The sequence below is a fragment of the Pseudomonas solani genome (assembly GCF_026072635.1).
Lineage (GTDB): Bacteria > Pseudomonadota > Gammaproteobacteria > Pseudomonadales > Pseudomonadaceae > Metapseudomonas > Metapseudomonas solani.
In genome coordinates this window covers 5,217,617-5,238,095 of the sequence record NZ_AP023081.1, presented here as the reverse complement: position 1 = coordinate 5,238,095, position 20,479 = coordinate 5,217,617, and the positions used below count along the sequence as shown (strand labels likewise).

Below are 20,479 nucleotides of genomic sequence, written 5' to 3'. Positions count from 1 at the left end.
CCCCACTCAACCTGACAGCCAACCCTTCAGCTCATTGCGTGCCTTCCAGGCCCGGCCAGATGCGTCGAGCCTTTACGGACAGGACACGCCCCACCTTCAGCCCTTTCCGATTTCCTTTCCTTTGCCACATCCCGAGCCTTGAGCCCTCGCGCCCTGCCCCGATTTCGGGCTGCTGGCGCGGTTCACGGCCAGGCGTACCAGGCGCTTGGGCACCGTTCAACGACAACGGAAAGGGAATCGACATGGCAACCGGCTATTTCATCCGCCGAGGCGACAAGACCAGTTGTGGCGGTGTGGTGATCGAGGCGGACAACCTCGTCAACATGTTCGGAATTGCTCACGCTCGCATGGGGGACCGCGTCACCTGCGGCAAACACCCGGGCATCTACACGATCATGGGAGGGGTCTCGTTCATCCAAAGCAGCGGTCGGTTGGTGGCGGGCAGCCTGGACAGCATCAGCAGTTGCCCCTGCCGTGCCACCTTCATCCCCACGCTGTACGACGCGGTCTACCGCAAGGAGACCACCGCCAGCCCGGCCGCAGCACGCGCCGCTCCCGCTCTGGCCGCAGCCCCGCTTGCCACCGTGCGCCCTGCAGGCCTTCCGCCCAGGAACAACCAACTCGCGGAAAAGACGGCAGAGAAAGAACAGAAGGATGTCGGCATCACGCTGCGCCTGGGTCTGTTCTTCGATGGCACCGGTAACAACCAAGCCAACTCGGCACTCACCGAACAGTGCAGGCGCGAGGATCGCCAGCAGTTCGACGAAGGGGCACTGAGCGCCATCATCAGCCACTGCGCCCGCTACGGTTACCGTGACCCTGACGAGGGCGGTTTCTTCCGCAAAGTGCCTGACGACAGCTATGGCAATGCGCCGAGCAATGTGGCGCATCTGAGCAGGCTGTATCAGGACAACACGACCATACACTTGGGGCCAGAAGCCGATACCGGCTACGTCCCTGTGTACCTGGAAGGCATTGGCACTACCAGCGGCGGGTCGGACTCCGTACTGCCGGCCCAGGCCAGCGGGCGGGGGGATACCGGTATCCTGCATCGGGTGGCACAGAGCCCGACATTGATAGCCGATCAACTCGATCGCTTTGATAAAACCAACCCAGGCATCCAGATCCGTGCGCTGGAATTCGATCTCTTCGGTTTCAGTCGTGGCGCGGCGGCAGCTCGCCACTTCGCCAACGAAGTGCTCAAGCCCGATGGAGGCGTGCTGGCCGAGGTGCTCCAGGCCGGCCGGTTCGGCCTGGCCAGAGGCTTCGACTGGCAGCGCGATAGCCGCCTCAACTTCATCGGCCTGTTCGATACAGTGGCGGCGACGGTCGACCCGCTGCGGGGCGACTGGAGCCCGGCCAACGCCGCCAACCCCGGCATCAACCTCTACTTGCCTCCCGGCTGCGCGCGCAAGGTGGTCCAGCTGGTGGCAGGTTCCGAGCGGCGCTGGAACTTCGCGCTCAACAGCGTGGCCCCGCATCACCAGGAAATCAGCCTGCCAGGCGTCCATTCGGATATCGGGGGCGGCTATCCGCCGCTGATGGAAGAGCGCCTGATGGCCTCCCAACCGCGCCTGGCAACGGAACGCCCCGGCCAACCGCTGGAAGCCACCCCGGCCTGGCTGGAGGCCCAGCACGAAGTCAGCCGCCTCCAGTCCCTCGGCCTGCCCGGCGATGGCGAAATCCGGATCAACGCCTGGCCGGTCCAGGGCACCCACCCCGATCAGGAGCGAACCGGCCTGCAAGCCCTGGTCGGTGTCGTGCTACAGCGAAAGGTGCGTGGCGAGTTATCGCGGGTGGCCTTGCGCGCCATGCGTGAGCTGGGGGTGAAGCATGGGGTGCCTTTCGATGCGATCAACGACGATGACCCGCGTTTTGGACTGCCTGCCGATCTACGCCCAATCGCCGAGAAAGTCCTCGCCTATGTTCAAGGTGCCCCGTCCCAGCTGGGCCCGGACGACCTGCACCACCTGTGGGCACGCTACATCCACCTGTCCGCCCACTGGACACCGAACAAGGGGCTACTGATCAGTAAACCTGCACCCAACCTGCGGCTGGTCTTCAACAACCGACCGCAAGCGGGGTACCCGCAATGAGGCGCCTGCTGCTGGCCCTTGTCATCCTTGCCCTGGCCGGTTGCGCGGCAGGCTCCGGCCGGCCGAGGCTGCCCTATGACTACTGGTATGTCGGGATAGGCGCACCCCGCTTCATGGAGGTCTGGGTAGAAAGCGTGGATGTCATCGATCGCCGTGGTTATGCGTACTTCGATATCCACGGCGGTGTAGTGGCCTACAACGACAAGACGCCCGGCTGGTACGACGGTGGCGGGAAGATGATGCCGGTCAGCAATGTCGACTTGCCCGAAACGCTGTTCGTGCGCTGGCAGTCCCTGGTGGAACCGCAGACCTACAAGCTGCGCATCGATATCCCGCAGTGGGTGCGCGACGAGATGGTCAAGCCACAACGGGCTTACTGCTCGGGACGAAAGCAATGGCGAGACAACCAGTATCGTTTCGACATCTCCATCGGCATGGCCCCCGGTGGCATCGCCAAGGCCTGGGTGGGTGGGCCATGCCTGTCGAATATCGAGATCGGGCGCTACCGGGCCAAGGTCGATACGAGGGGCCCCTACGAGGGCCACTCCAATGGGCGCTACTACCGCCCACCCACTGATACCGCGCAGGCCTATATCAAGCAACACGGCATCCCTTATGAGTCCTGGTAATCGCTGCCTGGGCAGGGGGCCGGCTGGCAGACCGGCTCCCCGACGCCCGCTTCATCCTCGACAACAAACCGCAAGCGGGGTACCCGCAATGAAGCGCCTGTTGCTGGCCCTTATCATCCTTGCCCTGGCCGGTTGCGCGGCAGGCTCCGGCCGGCCGAGGCTGCCCTATGACTACTGGTACGTTGGTCTTGCCGCGCCGCGTTTTATGGAGGTCTGGGTCGAAAGCGTGGATGTCATTGATCGCCGAGGACTGGCGTACTTCCGCATTCGTGCCGGGGTACCCGCCTATACCAACAACCCGCTGGGTTGGCACAAAGGAGGGGGTGGTATGAAGCAAGTTTCAAATGTCGACTTGCCCGAAACGCTGTTCGTGCGCTGGCAGTCCCTGGTGGAACCCCAGACCTACAAGCTGCGCATCGATATTCCGCAGTGGGTGCGCGATGAGATGGTCAAGCCGCAACGGATCTACTGCCAAGGCTCCAAAAGCTGGGAGACCGACTACCGCAAGATCGTCTCCATCGGCATGGCCCCCGGTGGCATCGCCAAGGCCTGGGTGGGTGGGCCGTGCCTGGCGAACATTGAGATCGGGCGCTACCAGGCCAAGGTCGAGCCACTGGGGCCGTCACAGGGCGAAACCAATGGGCAGTACGCCTGGCCCGCACTTGAGCCTGAATCGGCGGCCTATATCAAGCAACACAGCATCCCTTATGAATCCTGGTAATCGTTAGCGATCCAATTCTCCGGCGCCTGGCTGCCGGGTATAGTCACGCCCGGCACTACCTCTTCAAGGATGAACCATGCGCCCTCTCCTGCTGCTCTGCTACCTGCTGCTCACCGCTTGCCAAAGCAAACAGATCCCCGCCAACCAGACCTGGCCGGTTCCGCCAGAGCGGTTGTTCGCCTATCAGGAAACACCGGCCGAGCCGAGCCAGTACCTGATCGTCAACCGCGACGATGCCTGGTGGGGGCGCAAATGCCTGGCCAGCGTCTACATCAATGGCCAGCTCGCCGTGCAGTTGGAGATTGCGGAGTCGGCCGCTTTCCAACTCCCCTACGGCCAATGGGACCTGGCCGTCGAAGCCGGCGATTGCGGCCGCGCCCAGCTCATGGTGCCGCTGTCCAACCTGGCCGCCAGCCGCTACCGAATCGCCTTCGACGCCGAGGCCAACGTGCAGCTGCTGCCCACCGAGGCGGGCAACAGCATCCTGTGCAGGTACGGTGGCTGTGGCGGTGGCCGCCCGGTATTCCGGCCGCGAGTGGTGTTCTGAACCGACCTCATCTCACCGCCCGCCTCTCGGAGCCCCTGTGTTGAACACCGGCAGCCGCTTCCTCAAGGTCAACCACGCCGGCGAAATGGGTGCGGTATGCATCTACAGCGGGCAGATATTCATGGCGCGCCTGATGGCGCCGTCCCTGGTCGACCGGTTGCGGGAGTTCCGCGAGCACGAGCGCGGCCACCGTGAAGTGTTTCGCGCCGAACTGGCACAGCGCGGCGTTTCACGCTGCCGCAGCTACTGGCTGTGCGCAGGAGGTGGACTGCTGCTCGGGCTGATCACCGGGTTGCTGGGCCAGCGGGCCATCGCCACGACTACGGCGGCTGTGGAGCATGTGGTGCTGCGGCATCTCGACGAACAGTTGGCGACCCTGGCCGATCAGGACCCCGCCGCCAGCGCCTGTATCGGCTCGATCCTCGCGGAAGAACAGCAGCATCACGATGAGTGGGAAGAGCTCGCCGGCGGTCATTGGACCTATTCGCTGGCGCCACTGGTGCGGCTGAGCACCGAAGCGGTCATCCAGCTCGGCCTGCGCCTCTGATCGACGCACCGCTGCGTTGGGCCTCGCAGGCTCGGCGCCAACCTATGTGCCAAGCCGGCGACGTAGTCCGGGCTTCAGCCCGGGGCAGGCTTGGCAACGCACCGCTGGGTGCATTGCCTGGGAGGCCGCTCAACCGACGCGCAGCACCGCGACCACTTCCTGGCTGACCCAGCGCCGCAGCATGCGGTTTTCCGGGTGGAAGCAGTAGACGCTGAGCAGATCATGCAGGCCGGATTCGCTCACCACCGCCTCCTCTTCGAACCAGCCGTTGGCGGTGCGCAGGCGCACGCGGCGGTGTTGGTCGTCGCAGAGGCGGAACAGGGTCCGGCGGTTGATATCGGTGTTGAGCAGGCGGCGCAGGTCGCGGGTGGAAAACCAGGCTTCGTGGCCCATGAGGAAAGCGCGCAGTTGACGCTGGTGACGCAGGAAGATGCGAGGGGTGATCTCGGGAAGGGTCATGGCAGTACTCCATCCTGTGATAGAGCCGCCACCTACTGCATGAAGGGTGGCGGACCGTGCGAGGTGGAAGTACCGGGGAAATCACGCGAAAACCGGCTGGGCGCGAGCCCACTCACACGGTCCGCCATAGACTGCCGACGCCAGACGTCGCTATGGCGCGCACAATTTCCATTGTTACCCAGGCTTCCACACCCGACCGCTTTCTGTGGAAAGCAGCGGCGGAACCCTATCCAAGCCCTTTGTAGGCTCGCAACGGCGTTGCCTTGTAGGCGTTTTCCATAAGGCGCTTTCTGCGTTCGCTGTTGGTTGTGACGCCTGCCCTCAAACACGGTGCTGTTCGGTCGCCCGGGGGTTGCTGCCACCGCCGCCGCATGGGTTTCGCTTCGCTCTACACCATCCTACGAAAGCCGCCAGCCGCGGCGCGCCCCCACATCGAGCGCAGCAGTGTTGGGCCAGGCCGGCTAGTTCACCTCATCCAGCAGCTCGGCGCGGCTGGGTTCGGGGAAGCCGAGGGTGCGGTAGCGCGGCGGGTAGAAACCGGGGGCTTCTTCGAGCAGGTCGCCCAGCAGCGCCATGGCCTGTTCCCAGGAAACGGCGCGGGTCTCGGCGTCGCTGCAGTCTTCGTTGGGGCGCACCAGCACCAGGCGGTCGACACGGGGCAACAGGCTGTCCACGCCCTCGGTCCAGCTGGCGATGGAAAACAGCTGGTCGGGGTCTTCCTGGGCGGCGTACAGCTGGTAGTTGGCAACGAAGATGTCGGTGCTGTTCTCCTGGTGGATCAGGTCCAGCGCGTGCTTCTGGGTGTCGTATTCGTTCTTGGTGGTGAGGTAGCGCATGCGCGCCAGGCGGGCCTGCAGCAGCGGATGCTGCACCGGGTAGGTCGCCACCTTGCCGTCCTCGTAGCAGTACAGCCCGGTGGAGATGGCGCGGCCTTCGCTGGCCGCCTGCAGGCCCAGCTCGACCATGGCGGCGAGCGCGTGACCGTCGTGATCCCCGGTCACCAGCAGGGTTTCGCGGCTGGGCACCATGAACACGGGCCGGCCCTTGAGCGGCAGGCGCTCGAGCACATCGGGCAGGAAGATGCGGCTGATGTCGTAGCTGTCATTCCAGTCGCCCCGGAACAGCCCCGGCACCACCTCGACGAAGTTGTCGGCGGTGGTGTCGCGCAGGTTGGTCAGGGCGATGGCCAGGCCCTCTTCCAGGGTGATGCCCCAGCTCTTGTCGGGGCCCTGCACCAGGGTGGCGGTGGATTCGGGGTGGTCGATGGCCAGCAGCACCACGGCGTCATCGCCCATGGGCAGGTAGACGGGGCTGAAGTCCAGGTCGTCGCCTTCGGTGCGCACCTGGTGCAGGCGCAGCTCTTCGATCATGCCGCGACTACGGATCACCGGCAGCAGCAATGGGCGCGCCTCGTCCAGGGGCAGCGCGCGGCTGCGCTGGTTTTCGCAGAGTGCGGCGATGTAGTTGTTCAGGGTTTCGCGGCGCCGCGCGCCACGCTGGCTGCAGTACTCACGGTAGGCGTTGTGCAGGTTGAAGAAGGCGCTTTCGCCATACACCAGGCGGAACTCCCGGGGGCGATAGGTCAGCTCACCCTTGAAGCCGGCCTTGCGCGCAGCCGACTCGAAGAGCACGGCGAAGTCATCCGGGGAGGGCTTGCGGTTGAACAGGAAATCCAGAAATCCCATGGCGATACCAAACGATGAAAAAGCGTCGCCGAACTTTAGAGGAGCGGATGCCGCCGCACCAGCACGCCGATGCATGGGGCGCACGCAAGATAATCCCTGAACCTTTGTTCGCCTTCCGGCACCCAAAGCCATGAGTGCCATACAAAAAGGTACGGCGGCCGCCGCCCCTGGCGGTCACGGCGTTGAGCCTCCGAACAAGGACACGACGATGAACACCACCACTTCTGATGCCTACGCAACCGCCCTGGAAGTCACCGACGCTTCGGGCGTCTCCTGGAGCGCGGTATTCGCTGGCGCGGCGGCTGCCGCCGCGCTGTCCCTGATCCTCGTGCTGCTGGGCTTCGGCCTCGGCTTCGCGGCCATCTCGCCCTGGCAACACGAGGGCATCAGCGCCGAGGGGCTGGGCTTTGCCAGTATCGCCTGGCTGGCCTTCACCCAACTGGCCGCCGCCGGCTTGGGCGGCTACCTCGCCGGGCGCCTGAGGTTGCGCTGGAGCCGCCTGCACGGTGATGAGGTGTTCTTCCGCGACACCGCCCACGGCTTCCTCGCCTGGGCCGTGGCGACCCTGGTCACTGCTGCCTTGCTGGTGGGTACCGTCGGCAACCTGGTGGGCGGCGGCGTGCAGGCCGGCGCGGCCGTGGCAGCCGGTGCCAGCGCCGGTAGCGCACCCGGTGCCAGCGACGATGCGCAGAACCCCTATGGCTACTACGTGGACACCCTGTTCCGCGACGATCGCCCCGCCCCCACCGTGGACGATGCCGCCCACGGCGTGGTGTCGCGCATCTTCGTGCGCAGCCTGGCCGAAGGTGGTCAGCTGAGCCCCGAGGACCACGACTACCTGGTGCGCCTGGTGGCCCAGCGCACCAACCTCTCCCAGGCCGAGGCCCAGGCCCGTGTCGAGCAGGTGCACGCCATGGCCCAGCAAGCGGTGACCGACGCCCGCCAGGCTGCCGACGCCGCCCGTAAGGCCGGCATCCACGCCTCGCTGTGGATGTTCGTCGCCCTGCTCATCGGAGCCTTCACCGCCAGCTTCGCCGCCACCCGCGGTGGCCGCAGCCGCGACACGGTGACCGACAGCCTCGCCTACCACCGCCCCGCCCCCCTTCGCTGAACGAGGAAACGACCATGCGCTCGCTACTGCTCTGGTTCCTGGGTGTCCCGATCCCGATCATCATCCTCATCGCCCTGCTCACCTGAGCCGCGATGACAACGAAAAGGCCGCTGCTCCGGGAGGACAGCGGCCTTTGTGTTTTGTGCGTGGAGCGGAGTCGCATCACGATGCTGACACCCGCGTTTGGGGAACGTGGCTTCGCTTTTGGCGTTCTGGAAGCGGCACAACCCAACCTTGGAGTGTGAAGCCACCCCTTACTCCGGACGTAGGGTGTGCTGCGCGCACCTGGGACTCGCCGGAGGCACCGAGCGGCGGTGCGCACGGTGTTTAGCCGGGATACATGGGTAACGCTTGTCGGGAGACATGGGTAACGGGTTGATGGTCGTTACTTCTTCTCTCTCAGGTCGAACTGGCGGATTGTCTTATGGATGAAAATCACATCGTAGACACCATCCACACCGGTGGGGCGTATTGCGATTCGCTCGCCCAATAACCCACCACCGACGAACCGGCTTTTCCCTTTGAATTGCACCTGTCCGGTTCCCCCTACCTTGAGCACCTTGTCCTCCGGCTCGTACTCGATTTCCGGCAATTGCTCCGGGTACGCCCTTAGGCTTGGCTGATAGCGCGATATCGGTGGTAACTGGCCCAGCGCCTCATGAGGTCGTTGTTGGTTGTACTGGTCTCGCCATTGGTCCATCACGCGCTGGCAGTGCTCCATGTCACTGAAGCTGCGATGCAGCAGCTCATGCTTGAGGGTTTGATGGAAACGCTCAAGCTTGCCTTGGGTCTGTGGGTGGTAAGGGCGGCTATGACTGACGTCGATGCCTAGGCGCATCAGCCAGACCTCCATCGCAGATAGGCCGCCCTCGATGTTTGAGCCCCAGGGCGGGCCGTTGTCGGCCGTTATCCGGCATGGCAGCCCATAGCGACGGAAAACCGTGGCCAGCTTGGGGCGCACCAGCTCCAGGCGTTCCCCTTCACAGCCCTCCAGGCAGAGCGCAAAGCGTGAATGGTCATCGAGTACCGTCAGCGGGTGGCAACGTGGTGAGTTGCGGTCCGAAAGATGGAAGTTGCCCTTGAAGTCGATCTGCCAGAGCTCGTTTGGCCGCTTGTGCTCGTAGCGATGGGTAGCTGGCGCCTGTACGTCCTCGGCGTGATAGCGCACCTGGCAGCCATGGCGCCGAAGAATCGCATCGAGGGTGCTGTGATGAGGGCGATCCATGGCCTTTGGCAACAGATGGAGCAGCTTGCGAGCGCCCCAATAAGGGAATTGGTGATGCAGGCGCACCACCTCTCGCTCCAGCTCGGCGCTGCTGCGTCCAGGACTCGTCAGCGGACGACGGGATTGGTCCTGCAGAGCGGAATCACCCAGTTCTTGATATCGCTCCAGCCATTTGTAAGCCGTCTTGGGGCTGATGCCGTAGCGTCGACAGAGCTCCCGGATGTTGCTCTGCGGGTGTTGGGCCAACAGTACGAATTCACGTCGTATCGACATGGTGGTGCACTCCTGCCACGGCATCGCTCGAACTCCTCTTCGAAGGATTCCGTAAGCCTAAATGCGTTACCTATGTCTCCCGACACCTGTCACCTATGTCCCCCGGCTGAACACGCAGCACACCCTACGGCACGAGCTCATCCTGCCGAATCCTCAGCTCGAATCATCGCAGGCACAGCAGACGGTCCCATTCAGCGATCGGCCGGGTGGTTGACCCCGTCGCTGGTGGGCACTTCGCCCAGGTCGAAGGGGTTGACCCCCTCCAGGCAGCCGACGTTGAAGCCGTACTGATGCGGGTTGGAGCGGCGCTGGTGGTGGGTGTGGATGCCGCAGCGGGAGCAGAAGTAATGCCGTGCAGCGAGGGTGTTGAACTGGTAGAGCGTGAGCACGTCGGCGCCCTGCACCACGCGCAGCCCGGCCAGCGGCACGCTGGCGACGATGGCGCCCTTGCGCCGGCACATGGAGCAGTCGCAGCGGCGCGGGTCCACCACCCCGTCCGGCAGGGTCAGCTCCAGCACCACGGCGCCGCAGTGGCAGCTGGCGCGGTGGATGGGGAGGATCGGGGTGTTGCCAAGCTGCTTGATCATCGACGTGCTCCTCGTGGCGGCCTCAGCTGCGCGCGAAGGCGGCGGCCTCGGCGATCTGTTCGGCGCTGGGGCGGATGCCGGTGTATAGCACGAACTGCTCCACCCCTTGCAGGACGATGACTTCGCCACCGGTGATCACCCGCTTGCCGAGGGCACGGGCGGTGCGGATCAGCGGGGTTTCCACGGGAATGGCGACCACGTCGAAGATCACCTCCGCGGCGTCGATGGTGGCCTCGTCGAAGGCCAGCTGCCCGGCCTCGGGGCCGCCCTCCATGCCGATGGGGGTCACGTTCACCAGCAGGCGCGGGCGCAGCTCGCCCTGCTCCGCCTGCCATTCGTAGCCGCACGTCGCGGCCAGGGCCTGGCCCCGTGACGCGTTGCGCGCCACCAGGGTGCCGTTGGCGAAACCGCTGTCACGCAGGGCGAAGGTCACCGCCTTGCCCATGCCGCCGCTGCCGCGCAGGGCGAAGTCCGCCTGCGGGTCGACGCCGTGGCTGCGCAGCAGGCTGGCCACCGCCAGGTAGTCGGTGTTGTAGCCCTTGAGGTGGCCGTCGTCGTTGACGATGGTGTTGACCGACTGGATCACCGCCGCCGAGGAATCCAGCTCATCGAGGTGGGCGATGCAGGCTTCCTTGAACGGCATCGACACCGCGCAGCCCCGGATGCCCAGCGCGCGGATGCCGCCGATGGCGGCCGGCAGGTCTGCCGTGGTGAAGGCCTTGTAGACGTAGTCCAGGCCCAGTTGCTCGTAGAGCGAGTTGTGGAAGCGCGTACCGAAATTGCCGGGGCGGCCCGACAGCGACATGCACAGGCGGGTGTCCTTGTTCAGGGTGCGGGGCATTGCGTGGCTCCGTGGGGAAGGTGGACGAGTCCGTAGGATGGGTAGAGCCCGGCGAAACCCATCGGGTGCGAGGCACCGCCGCATGGGTTTCACTCCGCTCTACCCATCCTACGAGGGCACTAACTCCTGGCTATCGCCGCGCTTGAGCGCGGCATAGAGCAGGCCGGTGACCAGGCTGCCGGCGACGATGGCCAGCAGGTAGGCGAGCACGTGGTTGATGGCGTTGGGGATGAGCATGACGAACAGCCCGCCGTGGGGCGCCATGAGCTTGCAGCCGAAGTACATCGACAGCGCGCCGGTGAGCGCGCCGCCGGCGATGCTGGCGGGGATCACCCGCAGCGGGTCCTTGGCGGCGAAGGGAATGGCACCCTCGGAGATGAAGCACAGCCCCAGCACCAGCGCCGCCTTGCCGGCCTCGCGCTCGCTCTGGGCGAACTTGCGCCGCGCCAGCAGGCAGGCGATGCCCAGGCCGATGGGGGGCACCATGCCGGCCGCCATGGTGGCGGCCATGGGCGCGTAGCTGTGGGAGGCCAGCAGGCCGACGGAGAAGGCATAGGCGGCCTTGTTGATCGGCCCGCCGAGGTCGACGCACATCATCCCGCCCAGCAACACGCCCAGGAGGATGGCGTTGGTGCTGCCCATGCCGTCGAGGAACTGGGTCAGCGCGGCGAGCATGCCGGCCACCGGTTTGCCGACCACGTAGATCATCACCAGCCCGGTGATCAGGCTGGCCAGCAGCGGGATGATGAGGATGGGCTTGAGCGCCTCAAGGCTCTGCGGCAGCCTCACCCAGCGGCTGATGGCCTTGGCCGAGTAGCCGGCGAGGAAGCCCGCGATGATGCCGCCGATGAAGCCTGCGCCCAGTGTGGCGGCCAGCAGCCCGCCGATCATCCCCGGCGCCAGGCCCGGGCGGTCGGCGATGGAATAGGCGATGTAGCCGGCCAGCAGCGGCACCATCAGCTTGAAGGCGGTGTCGCCGCCGATCTGCATCAGCGCGGCGGCCAGGGTGCCCTGCTCCTTGAAGGCCTCGATGCCGAAGACGAAGGACAGGGCGATCAGCAGGCCGCCCGCCACCACCATCGGCAGCATGAAGGACACGCCCGTGAGCAGGTGCTTGTACACGCCTTTGGCTTCGCCCTGGCCCTCGGCCTGGGGGCTGCCGGGCTTGCCGGCCTGCTGCACCTGGGCATCAGCCAGGGCCTTGCGCAGGGTGGCTTCGGATTGCTTGAGGGCGACGCCGGTGCTGCAGCGGTAGACGCGCTTGCCGGCGAAGCGGGCGGTGTCCACTTCGATATCGGTGGCCAGCAGCACCACATCGGCAGCGGCGATGGCTTCGGCCGGCAGCGGGTCGCGGGCCCCCACCGAGCCCTGGGTTTCCACCTGCAGTTCCATGCCCAGGCGCGCGGCGGCCTGCTTCAACGCTTCAGCGGCCATGAAGGTGTGGGCGACGCCCGTGGGGCATGCGGTGACGGCGACCAGGCGTGGCCGCTCACTGGCCACGGCAGGCACGGGCGCGGCCTGCTCGGCCCGTACCTGGGCCTCGCGCTCGGCACGCTGGAGGAAGGCTTGCGGCTCGTGCAGGGCCTCGGCCGGGGTGGCCAGGTAGAGGCGCTTGCCGGCGAAGCGCGCGAGGTCCAGCGGGCCGGTCTTCACCACCAGCACCCAGTCGGCATCGGCCACGGCCTCGGCGGACAGGGGCTCGCCGCCGGGCATTTCCACCCCGGGTGTCCAGCCCAGGCGGCGGGCGGCGCCTTCCAGCAGGCGCGCGCTGATCAGGCTGCTGACCGCGCCATTGGGGCAGGCGGTGACAAGGGCGAATTTCATCGGGGTACCTCGTGTTGTTCTTCTACGGGCTGCACGCGCACCGCGCTTTCCAGCGCGGCCAGTTGCGCCCGGTCATTGATGCCGAAACCGATCTGCGTCACTGCCTGGGCGGCGATGGCGGTGGCGTGGGCCAGGGTGCGCTCGGCGGGCCAGCCGGCCAGCAGGCCGTGGACCATGCCCGCCAGCAGCGAATCGCCGGCGCCCACGGTGCTGGCCACCTTCACCTTGGGCGGGCGCGACTGCAGGGCCTGCCCCCGGTTGAACCAGCGCACGCCCTCGGCACCCATGGACAGCACCAGGTGTTCGATGCCGGCGGCCTGCAGGCGCGCGGCCTCCTCGGCCTGTGCGGCCAACTCGTCGAGAGGGCGGCCACAGGCGTCGGCCAGCTCCTCGGCGTTGGGCTTGACCAGCCAGGGCGCGCTGGCAAGCCCGGCGCGCAGGGCCGCCCCGCTGCTGTCCAGCGCCACCCGTGCGCCCAGCCCATGCAGGCGCCGCAGCAGCGCAGCGAACCAGTCGGCGTCCACGCCCCGTGGCAGGCTACCGGCCACCACCACCAGGTCGTGCCCGGGCACCAGGGCGTCGATGCGGCGCAGCAGTTCGTCTTTTGCCGCTGCGTCCACCTCCGGCCCGGGGCCGTTGATGTCGGTGATGCGGCCGTCGTCTTCGGCCAGCTTGAGGTTGCTGCGGGTTTCGCCCTCGACGCGGACGAAAGCGTCGTGGAAGCCGCGCCGGGCGAACAGCGCTTCGAAGGGCTGGGCGTTGCCGGCGCCGAGGAAGCCGCTGACGCTGAGGGAGTGGCCCAGGTCGGCCAGCACCTGGGCGACGTTGAGGCCCTTGCCGGCGGCGTGGCTGACCAGCGCCTGGCCCCGGTTGACCGCACCGGGCTCCAGGCGCGGCAGGCGCAGGGTGAGGTCCAGCGCCGGGTTGAGGGTGAGCGTGAGGATGCGTGCCATCAGAATTTCTCCGCCAGGGCGCGTACCGCTTCGGCGCTTTCCGCCGCCAGCGCCACGCCCGCCAGTTCCTGGGCGTCGGCCAGGCTGAGCTCGCGGATGCGCGCCTTGACCTCGGGCACGCTGCGCGCCGCGACGCTGAGTTCGTCCACCCCCAGCCCCACCAGCAGCGGCACCGCCAGCGGGTCGGCGGCCAGCTCGCCGCACACGCCCACCCATTTGCCCCGCGCATGGGCGGCGCGCACGGTGAGCTCGATGAGTTGCAGCACGGCCGGGTGCAGGCCATCGGCCTGGGCCGAGAGCGTCGGGTGGCCACGGTCGATGGCCAGGGCGTACTGGGTCAGGTCATTGGTGCCGATGCTGAAGAAGTCCACCTCGCGGGCCAGCACTGGGGCCAGCAACGCCGCGGACGGCACCTCGACCATGATCCCCAGCTGCAGGTCGGCCTGGGGGATTTCCTCCGCCAGGCGCAGGGCCATGTCGCGGGCCTGGCGCCATTCGGCAACGCTGCCGACCATGGGGAACATGATGCGCAGCGGGCGACCGTCGGCGGCACGCAGCAAGGCGCGCAACTGGGTCTCCATCACCTTGGGCCGCTGCAGGGTCAGGCGCACGCCGCGCAGGCCGAGGAAGGGGTTTTCCTCATGGGCGATGGGCCAATAGGGCAAGGGTTTGTCGCCACCCACATCGAGGGTGCGCGCCACAAGCGGGCGGCCGTCGAGGGCGTCGAACACCTTGCGGTAGTCGGCCTCCTGGCTCGCCAGGTCGGGCGCCTGGGAATGGGCCATGAAGATGAATTCGGTGCGCAGCAGGCCGACGCCTTCGGCGCCCTGCTCCACCGCCGCCACGGCGCCGGCAGCGTCGCCCAGGTTGGCGCAGACCTCCACCCGGTGGCCGTCGCGGGTTCGGGCCGGTTCGTTCTTGTGCGCCTCGGCCTCGCGCAGCAGGCGCTCGCGGTCCTGGTGCTCGGCACGGGCGCGCTCCAGCAGGGCCTGCTCCGGTGCCACCACCAGGCGGCCACGGCCGCCGTCCAGCAGCAGCGGCGTGCCCGGCTCCAGGGCCAGCACCCCGGCCCCGGCGCCGACCAGGGCGGGAATGCCCAGGGCGCGGGCGACGATGGCGCTGTGGGAGGTGGCGCCACCGCGCGCGGTGAGGATGCCGGCCACGCGGGTGCGGTCCAGCCGGGCGACATCGGAGGGCGCCATTTCGTCCAGCACCAGCACATAGGGCTGCTCGGGCTCGGCCTGGTCCTCGACGCCGCAGAGCTTGGCCAGCACGCGGTGGCCGACGTCGCGCAGGTCGGCGGCGCGCTCGGCCAGCAGCGCATCCTGCAGGGATTCCTGCTGGGCGGCGGCGGTGCCGATCACGCTGGCCCAGGCGGCAGCGGCACTCTCGCCGCGTTGCAGGCGTGCCTCCACCTCATCGCCCAGGCCCGGGTCGGCGAGCATTTCCAGGTGGGTGATGAAGATCTCGCGGATGGCCTTCACCTCGCTGCGCTCCACCAGGGCCTCGATCTCCGCGCGCACCTGGGCCAATGCCTGGTGCAGGTGCTTGCGCTCGCTGGCCGGGGATTCGCCACGGGCGGGGTAGTCGAAGGCCCGCGCGACACGCACATGGGCCGGGCCGATGGCGATGCCGGGCGCGGCCGGCACGGCGTTGAGCAGGCTGCCCGGAGCGGGTGCGCCGGGAGTGGTTTCCTCGGTCTCGGATTCAGGCTGTTCGGTGCTGGCGGTCGAACCGGCGGCCAGGGGCTCCACCTCCTCGCCCAGGCCTTGCTCCACCGCCTGGCGCAGCACCGGCAGGGCCTGGTCGGCGATGCCCGGTTCGGCCAGCAGCTCCAGCACCTGGCCACGGCGGATACCCAAACCCAGCAGCTTGCTCAGGCTGCGCGCACTGACCGCGGGCAGGCCGCTGTCGGCGATGCGCACCCGCACCTCCCCGGCGAAGCCCTGGGCCAGTTGCGCCAGCTCCTTGGCCGGGCGGGCGTGCAGGCCGTGGGCGTTGGCCAGGGGTACGCGCAGGCTGGGCCACTCGGCGGTGGCGTCGCCGGCCAGAGTTTCCAGCACCCGGCGGCGGTCGGCGGCCTGGGCCAATTCGGAACCGCGCCCTTCGATAAGCAGTGCGCAGAGCCGCTCCAGCAGCGCCACGTGGGCGTCACCTCGGCTGGCCAGGCAGAACAGCCCGGCCAGCGACTGGCCCTGGTGGCGCAGCGGCGTGCGCGGCGCGACGAAGGCCAGCCCGGGGCGGTTCACTGCGTGGCTGCTGTCCAGCCACCAGAGGCCTGCGCCCAGGGGCAGCGCGTCGCCCTGCAACAGCTGGGTGGCATAGCCCTTGTCCACGCAGCCGGCACGACGCAGCAGGCGCGCGCCTTCCAGGGCCAGTTCGTCGAAGTCTTCGGCGGCGCTGCCGAGCGTCACCAGCTGTTCGTCCAGCGCCAGCTCGCCGGGGCCGCCCTGGAGCAGCGCGATGATGGCGTCGGCGGTTTCGGCGCGGCGCAGCTCGGCGCCCAGGTCACCTTCGCCCAGGGCACGGGTAAGCAGTTGCAGCAGGCGCAGGTGTTCGTCGGATTTCGCGGCGATGCCGATGGCCAGGTACACGCGCTGGCCGTCGCCCCAGTCCACGCCCTCGGGGAAGTGCAGCAGGCGCACGCCGGTGGCGTGGACCATGTGCCGGGTTTGCGGGGTGCCGTGGGGAATGGCCAGGCCCTGGCCGAGGTAGGTGGAGCCCTGCCCTTCACGGGCTTGCAGCGCGGCCAGGTAGCCTTCGGCGGCGAGCCCGTCGTCCACCAGGCGGCTGGCCACCAGTTGCAGGGCTGCGGCCTTGTCCGCCGCCGCCAGGCCCATGGACACCAGAGCCGGGGTCAGTTCGAGCATGCCGTTTCCTCCACGCGGGCCTTCAGGCCCTGTTGTCGTTGTGCGATGAACCTTCAGCTTAGGCGCTGCCCAACCCTTGGCAGAGGGTGGTTGCTATCTGGACAAAAGCCGTGCTGAATCGTTTCACTAATCCAGGGCGGCACGTTACTCGATATTCTTCGCCGCTTGAAGCCCGACCGATGAAACGCGCACCCCACGAGGAGTCGCCCCTTGAAACTCAGTGACATCGCCCGGCTGGCCGGGGTTTCGGTCACCACCGCCAGCTATGTGGTCAACGGCAAGGCCGAGGAGAAACGCATCTCCCCCGCCACCGTGGAGCGGGTGCGCGCGGTGGTCGATGCCCACGGTTACCGCCCCGATCCCCATGCCGCCGGCTTGCGCCGTGGGCAGACGCGCACCCTGGCCTTCATCCTCCCGGACCTGGAAAACCCCAGCTATGCGCGCCTGGCCAAGCTGCTGGAACAACAGGCACGGACCCGGGGCTACCAGTTGCTGATCGCCAGCTCCGACGACGAGCCGGAGAGCGAGCGCCAGCTGCTGCAGCTCTTCAGTGCGCGGCGTTGCGATGCGCTGATCGTCGCCAGCTGCCTGCCACCCCAGGACCCGAGCCTGGGTGCATTGCTGGATGCCGGGCTGCCGGTGATCGCCGTCGACCGCGAGCTGGCCCCGGGGCGTTTCTGCTCGGTGGTGAGCGATGACCACCAGGCGGCGCAACTGCTCACCCGCAGCCTGCTGAACCCGCCGCCGCGCCAGGTGGCGTTGCTCGGCGCGCGGCCGGAGCTGCCCATCAGCCGCGACCGCGAGGCGGGCTTCCGTGCCGCGCTCGCCGGCTTCGGGGGCGAGGCGCGGGTGGAACATGGCGCCGAGTTCAGCCGCGAGTGCGGCCGACAACTGATGCTGGGCCTGCTGGAGCGCCAGGGCCACCTGCCGGATGCACTGGTGACCACCGCCTACGTGCTGCTGGCCGGCGTGCTGGATGTGCTGCGCGAACGGGGCGCCTGGCCGCAGCAGCTGCAACTCGCCACCTTCGGCGACACCCAGCTGCTGGACTTCCTGCCGCTGCCAGTGAACTCCATGCGCCAGCAACACGAGCTGATCGCCGAACAGGTGCTGGATCGGACGCTGCAGGCCATCGCCGGGGACTACCAGCCAGGGGTGCTGGCGATACCGCGAAGGTTGCAGGTGAGGCGCGGAGGCTGAAGGATGCATCGCGTTACCCGGTGTGGTTTAGCGGGGCTCACCCGCCCTGCACGGCTGCCGTAGCCCTGGCTTCAGCCCGAGACGGGATCATCGCGAATGAATTCGCTCCCACAAAAAACCGCCCACCGTGGCACGACCCCGTAGGGGCGACTTCAGTCGCCAAGCAGGCCGCAGGACTGCCTTGACTCCGCGCTTCCCGACCACACCGCCGGTGGATGAAAAGAGCGTCATCCACCCTACGCCCGGACCACCTCCCGAGGTTGGCGTCGCAGCGGGCTCTCCTTGTGGGAGCGGCTTCAGCCGCGAAGACCCGCAGCCGGCACGTGGCTGCGGCTGCCCAAACGCCCCATCGCGAATGAATTCGCTCCCACAAGAAATCCCCTTGGCACGACCTTGTAGGGGCGACTTCAGTCGCCAGGCAGGCCGCAGGACTGCCTTGACTCCGCGCTTCCCGACCACACCGCCGGTGGATGAAAAAAGCGTCATCCACCCTACGCACGGACCACCTCCCGAGGTTGGCGTCGCAGCGGGCTCTCCTTGTGGGAGCGGCTTCAGCCGCGAAGACCCGCAGCCGGCACGTGGCTGCGGCTGCCCAAACGCCCCATCGCGAATGAATTCGCTCCCACAAGAAATCCCCTTGGCACGACCTTGTAGGGGCGACTTCAGTCGCCAGGCAGGCCGCAGGACTGCCTTGACTCCGCGCTTCCCGACCACACCGCCGGTGGATGAAAAAAGCGTCATCCACCCTACGCACGGATCTGCTCCGGAGGTTGGCGCCGAGCGTTGCGAAGCCCAACGCAGCGATGCTCGGCGGCTGACTATGGGTCTTCGAGATAGAGGGTGACACTGACGTGGAAGCGGTCGATGCGCGCCCAGTCCTTCTCCAGGGTTTCCCCTGAGCTCATGCGGATTTCGTAGGGCCGGCCGCTGGCGTGGGGCGCGCTGGCGGGCCGGGTGTCCCAGCCGCAACACATGAAGCGCAGCGGCTGCAGGCCGAAGCGCTGGTGCAGCAGGCTTTCCACGCCATGGGCCTGGGGGCCGGGCACCTGGTACTCGGCCACCAGCTGGCGCAGCTGGCCGCCCTCCTCCAGCTTGCAGCCTTCGAAGTGCAACCCGGGCGACGCGACCCCGAGCTGTTCGAGGAAGTCGCCGCAGGCCGGTTCCGCCGCCTGTGCGGCACCGGCCAGGAGCAGCAGCGCGAGGATCGGGACGCCGCGCATCAGAAGATGTAATCGGTGCTGATGAAGCTGGATTCGCGGTTGCGGATGATCTCGCTGATCAGCGTCTTGTTGTCTTCCTGGAAGCGCGTGGCCACCAGGGTGCGGATGGAGAAGGTGCGCAGCGCGTCGTGCACGGACAGGGTGCCCTCGGCGGAGTTCTTGCGCCCGTTGAAGGGGAAGGTGTCCGGCCCGCGCTGGCACTGGGCGTTGATGTTGATGCGCCCCACCTGGTTGGCGAAGGCGTCCACCAGGCGGCCGACCTCGGCGGAGTCGTTGCCGAAGATCGACAGCTGCTGGCCGTAGTCGGAATCCAGCACGTAGTCGATGGCGACCTGCACGTCGCGGTACGGCACCACGGGCACCAGCGGGCCGAACTGCTCTTCCTGGTAGGTGCGCATGTCCGGGCTCACCGGGCACAGCAGCGCCGGGTAGAAGAAGCTCTCGCGGCTCTGGCCGCCGCCCTCGTTGACCACCTGGGCGCCCTTGGCGGTGGCGTCCTGCAGCAGGGTGGTGAGGTAGTCGACCTTGCCCGGCTCCGGCAGCGGCGTCAGCGCCACGCCGTCTTCCCAGGGCATGCCCGGCTTGAGCGCGGCGAGCTTGGCGCTGAAGCGCGCGAGGAAGGGTTCGAGCACGTCTTCATGGACGAAGAGGATCTTCAGCGCGGTGCAGCGCTGGCCGTTGAACGACAGTGCGCCGGTGACGGCCTCGTTGACGGCGTTGTCCAGGTCCACCTGCGGCAGGACGATGCCGGGGTTCTTGGCATCCAGCCCCAGGGCGGCGCGCAGGCGGTGCGGGCGCGGGTGCAGTTTCTTCAGGTCGCTGGCGCCCTTGTTGGTGCCGATGAAGGCGAAGACGTCGACCTTGCCGCTGGCCATCAGCGCGCTGACGGTCTCGCGGCCACGGCCGTAGATGATGTTGATGACGCCGGCCGGGAAGCTGTCGCGGAAGGCTTCCAGCAGCGGGCGCATCAGCAGCACGCCGAACTTGGCCGGCTTGAAGACCACGGTGTTGCCCATGATCAGCGCCGGAATCAGCGTGGTGAAGGTTTCGTTCAATGGGTAGTTGTAGGGGCCCATGCACAGCGCCACGCCCAGGGGTACGCGGCGGATCTGGCCGAGGGTGCCCTGCTCCAGCTCGAAGCGGCTGGAGCGGCGGTCGAGCTCCTTCAGGGCGTTGATGGTGTCGACCATGTAGTCACAGGTGCGGTCGAACTCCTTCTCGGAATCCTTGAGGTTCTTGCCGATCTCCCACATCAGCAGGCGCACCACCTCGTGGCGCCGCTCGCGCATGCGCGCCAGGAACAGCTCGACATGGTGGATGCGCTCACCGACACGCATATTGGGCCAGGCGCCCTGGCCGTTGTCATAGGCACGCACGGCGGCGTCCAGCGCCTCCAGCGCGGCGTCGGCATCCAGCAGCGGCGTGCTGCCGAGGATGACCTGTTCCTCGCCCTGCTCGCCCTTGAGGAAGATCGGGCTGCGCACCGTGGCCAGGGGACCGTCCCAGCGACGCAGTTCGCCCTCCACCAGGTATTCGCGCTGCTCCACCGGTGCGCCGAGGCGCCAGGCTTCGGGAATGTCGGCGGGGCTGGGGAACAGGGCTTCGGGGGCGAAACGGGACATGGGGCGATCCTCGGGGCAGCGTGAATGGCAGTGATGGCGCGGCGATCTGACTCTTCCTTGCACCGCCAG

General features: G+C 67.5%; 17 protein-coding genes. 7 read left to right on the top strand and 10 right to left on the bottom strand.

The features are described from left to right. Positions 1-242 precede the first annotated feature (242 nt). From PSm6_RS23990 to PSm6_RS23970, 5 genes are all read left to right on the top strand, one after another. Complete coding sequence (locus PSm6_RS23990) at positions 243-2,096, top strand: type VI secretion system family protein (RefSeq protein WP_021220781.1); 1,854 nt, start codon at positions 243-245, stop codon at positions 2,094-2,096. Further along, entirely contained in the window at positions 2,093-2,725 is a 633-nt protein-coding gene (locus tag PSm6_RS23985) for a DUF2931 family protein (protein ID WP_265168434.1), read from the top strand. The genes PSm6_RS23990 and PSm6_RS23985 overlap by 4 nt, the downstream gene beginning before the upstream one ends. A gap of 88 nt (positions 2,726-2,813) precedes the next feature. Then, complete coding sequence (locus PSm6_RS23980; protein WP_265168433.1) at positions 2,814-3,446, top strand: DUF2931 family protein; 633 nt, start codon at positions 2,814-2,816, stop codon at positions 3,444-3,446. Between the two features lie 76 nt (positions 3,447-3,522). Continuing rightward, positions 3,523-3,993: a hypothetical protein gene (locus tag PSm6_RS23975; RefSeq protein ID WP_265168432.1), complete on the top strand. Its 471-nt coding sequence runs from the start codon at positions 3,523-3,525 to the stop codon at positions 3,991-3,993. 37 nt (positions 3,994-4,030) lie between these two features. Continuing rightward, the gene (locus tag PSm6_RS23970; RefSeq protein ID WP_265168431.1) at positions 4,031-4,540 is read left to right on the top strand and encodes a demethoxyubiquinone hydroxylase family protein; all 510 of its coding nucleotides are present in this window, start codon (positions 4,031-4,033) and stop codon (positions 4,538-4,540) included. Positions 4,541-4,669: 129 nt separating this feature from the next. Here the strand turns inward: PSm6_RS23970 and PSm6_RS23965 are convergent, their stop codons facing one another. Together PSm6_RS23965 and PSm6_RS23960 are read right to left on the bottom strand one after the other, a co-directional pair. Continuing rightward, positions 4,670-4,999, bottom strand: coding sequence for a BRO-N domain-containing protein (locus PSm6_RS23965; protein ID WP_021220783.1), 330 nt, complete (start codon positions 4,997-4,999; stop codon positions 4,670-4,672). Positions 5,000-5,460: 461 nt separating this feature from the next. Beyond that, the gene (locus PSm6_RS23960) at positions 5,461-6,684 is read right to left on the bottom strand and encodes a DUF1444 domain-containing protein (protein ID WP_265168430.1); all 1,224 of its coding nucleotides are present in this window, start codon (positions 6,682-6,684) and stop codon (positions 5,461-5,463) included. Between the two features lie 208 nt (positions 6,685-6,892). Between PSm6_RS23960 and PSm6_RS23955 the strand changes: the two genes are divergently transcribed. Beyond that, on the top strand, positions 6,893-7,795 hold the full coding sequence (locus PSm6_RS23955; RefSeq protein ID WP_265168429.1) for a hypothetical protein: 903 nt from the start codon (positions 6,893-6,895) through the stop codon (positions 7,793-7,795). Positions 7,796-8,180: 385 nt separating this feature from the next. Here the strand turns inward: PSm6_RS23955 and PSm6_RS23950 are convergent, their stop codons facing one another. The 6 genes from PSm6_RS23950 to ptsP form a co-directional block, all read right to left on the bottom strand. Further along, positions 8,181-9,317 carry an IS481 family transposase gene (locus PSm6_RS23950; protein ID WP_265168428.1) on the bottom strand — a complete coding sequence of 379 codons (1,137 nt, stop codon included), beginning with the start codon at positions 9,315-9,317 and terminating at the stop codon, positions 8,181-8,183. A 167-nt stretch (positions 9,318-9,484) separates the two neighbouring features. Beyond that, positions 9,485-9,880, bottom strand: coding sequence for a GFA family protein (locus PSm6_RS23945; protein WP_021222880.1), 396 nt, complete (start codon positions 9,878-9,880; stop codon positions 9,485-9,487). A 22-nt stretch (positions 9,881-9,902) separates the two neighbouring features. Continuing rightward, positions 9,903-10,721 (bottom strand): shikimate 5-dehydrogenase, encoded by an 819-nt coding sequence (locus PSm6_RS23940; protein ID WP_021222879.1) that lies wholly within the window; start codon positions 10,719-10,721, stop codon positions 9,903-9,905. Positions 10,722-10,829: 108 nt separating this feature from the next. Beyond that, complete coding sequence (locus PSm6_RS23935; RefSeq protein WP_265168427.1) at positions 10,830-12,545, bottom strand: fructose-specific PTS transporter subunit EIIC; 1,716 nt, start codon at positions 12,543-12,545, stop codon at positions 10,830-10,832. Next, on the bottom strand, positions 12,542-13,498 hold the full coding sequence (pfkB, locus tag PSm6_RS23930) for a 1-phosphofructokinase (protein WP_265168426.1): 957 nt from the start codon (positions 13,496-13,498) through the stop codon (positions 12,542-12,544). The genes PSm6_RS23935 and pfkB overlap by 4 nt, the downstream gene beginning before the upstream one ends. After that, entirely contained in the window at positions 13,498-16,368 is a 2,871-nt protein-coding gene (ptsP, locus tag PSm6_RS23925; protein ID WP_265168425.1) for a phosphoenolpyruvate--protein phosphotransferase, read from the bottom strand. The genes pfkB and ptsP overlap by 1 nt, the downstream gene beginning before the upstream one ends. A gap of 210 nt (positions 16,369-16,578) precedes the next feature. Between ptsP and cra the strand changes: the two genes are divergently transcribed. Further along, positions 16,579-17,568 carry a catabolite repressor/activator gene (cra, locus tag PSm6_RS23920; RefSeq protein WP_265168424.1) on the top strand — a complete coding sequence of 330 codons (990 nt, stop codon included), beginning with the start codon at positions 16,579-16,581 and terminating at the stop codon, positions 17,566-17,568. Between the two features lie 818 nt (positions 17,569-18,386). On the opposite strand, the gene PSm6_RS23915 is transcribed toward cra, so the two are convergent. After that, complete coding sequence (locus PSm6_RS23915) at positions 18,387-18,788, bottom strand: DUF4952 domain-containing protein (RefSeq protein WP_265168423.1); 402 nt, start codon at positions 18,786-18,788, stop codon at positions 18,387-18,389. Next, the gene (locus PSm6_RS23910) at positions 18,788-20,410 is read right to left on the bottom strand and encodes an NADP-dependent glyceraldehyde-3-phosphate dehydrogenase (RefSeq protein WP_265168422.1); all 1,623 of its coding nucleotides are present in this window, start codon (positions 20,408-20,410) and stop codon (positions 18,788-18,790) included. Before PSm6_RS23910 ends, PSm6_RS23915 begins: the two co-directional genes overlap by 1 nt. Between the last annotated feature and the right edge of the window lie 69 nt (positions 20,411-20,479).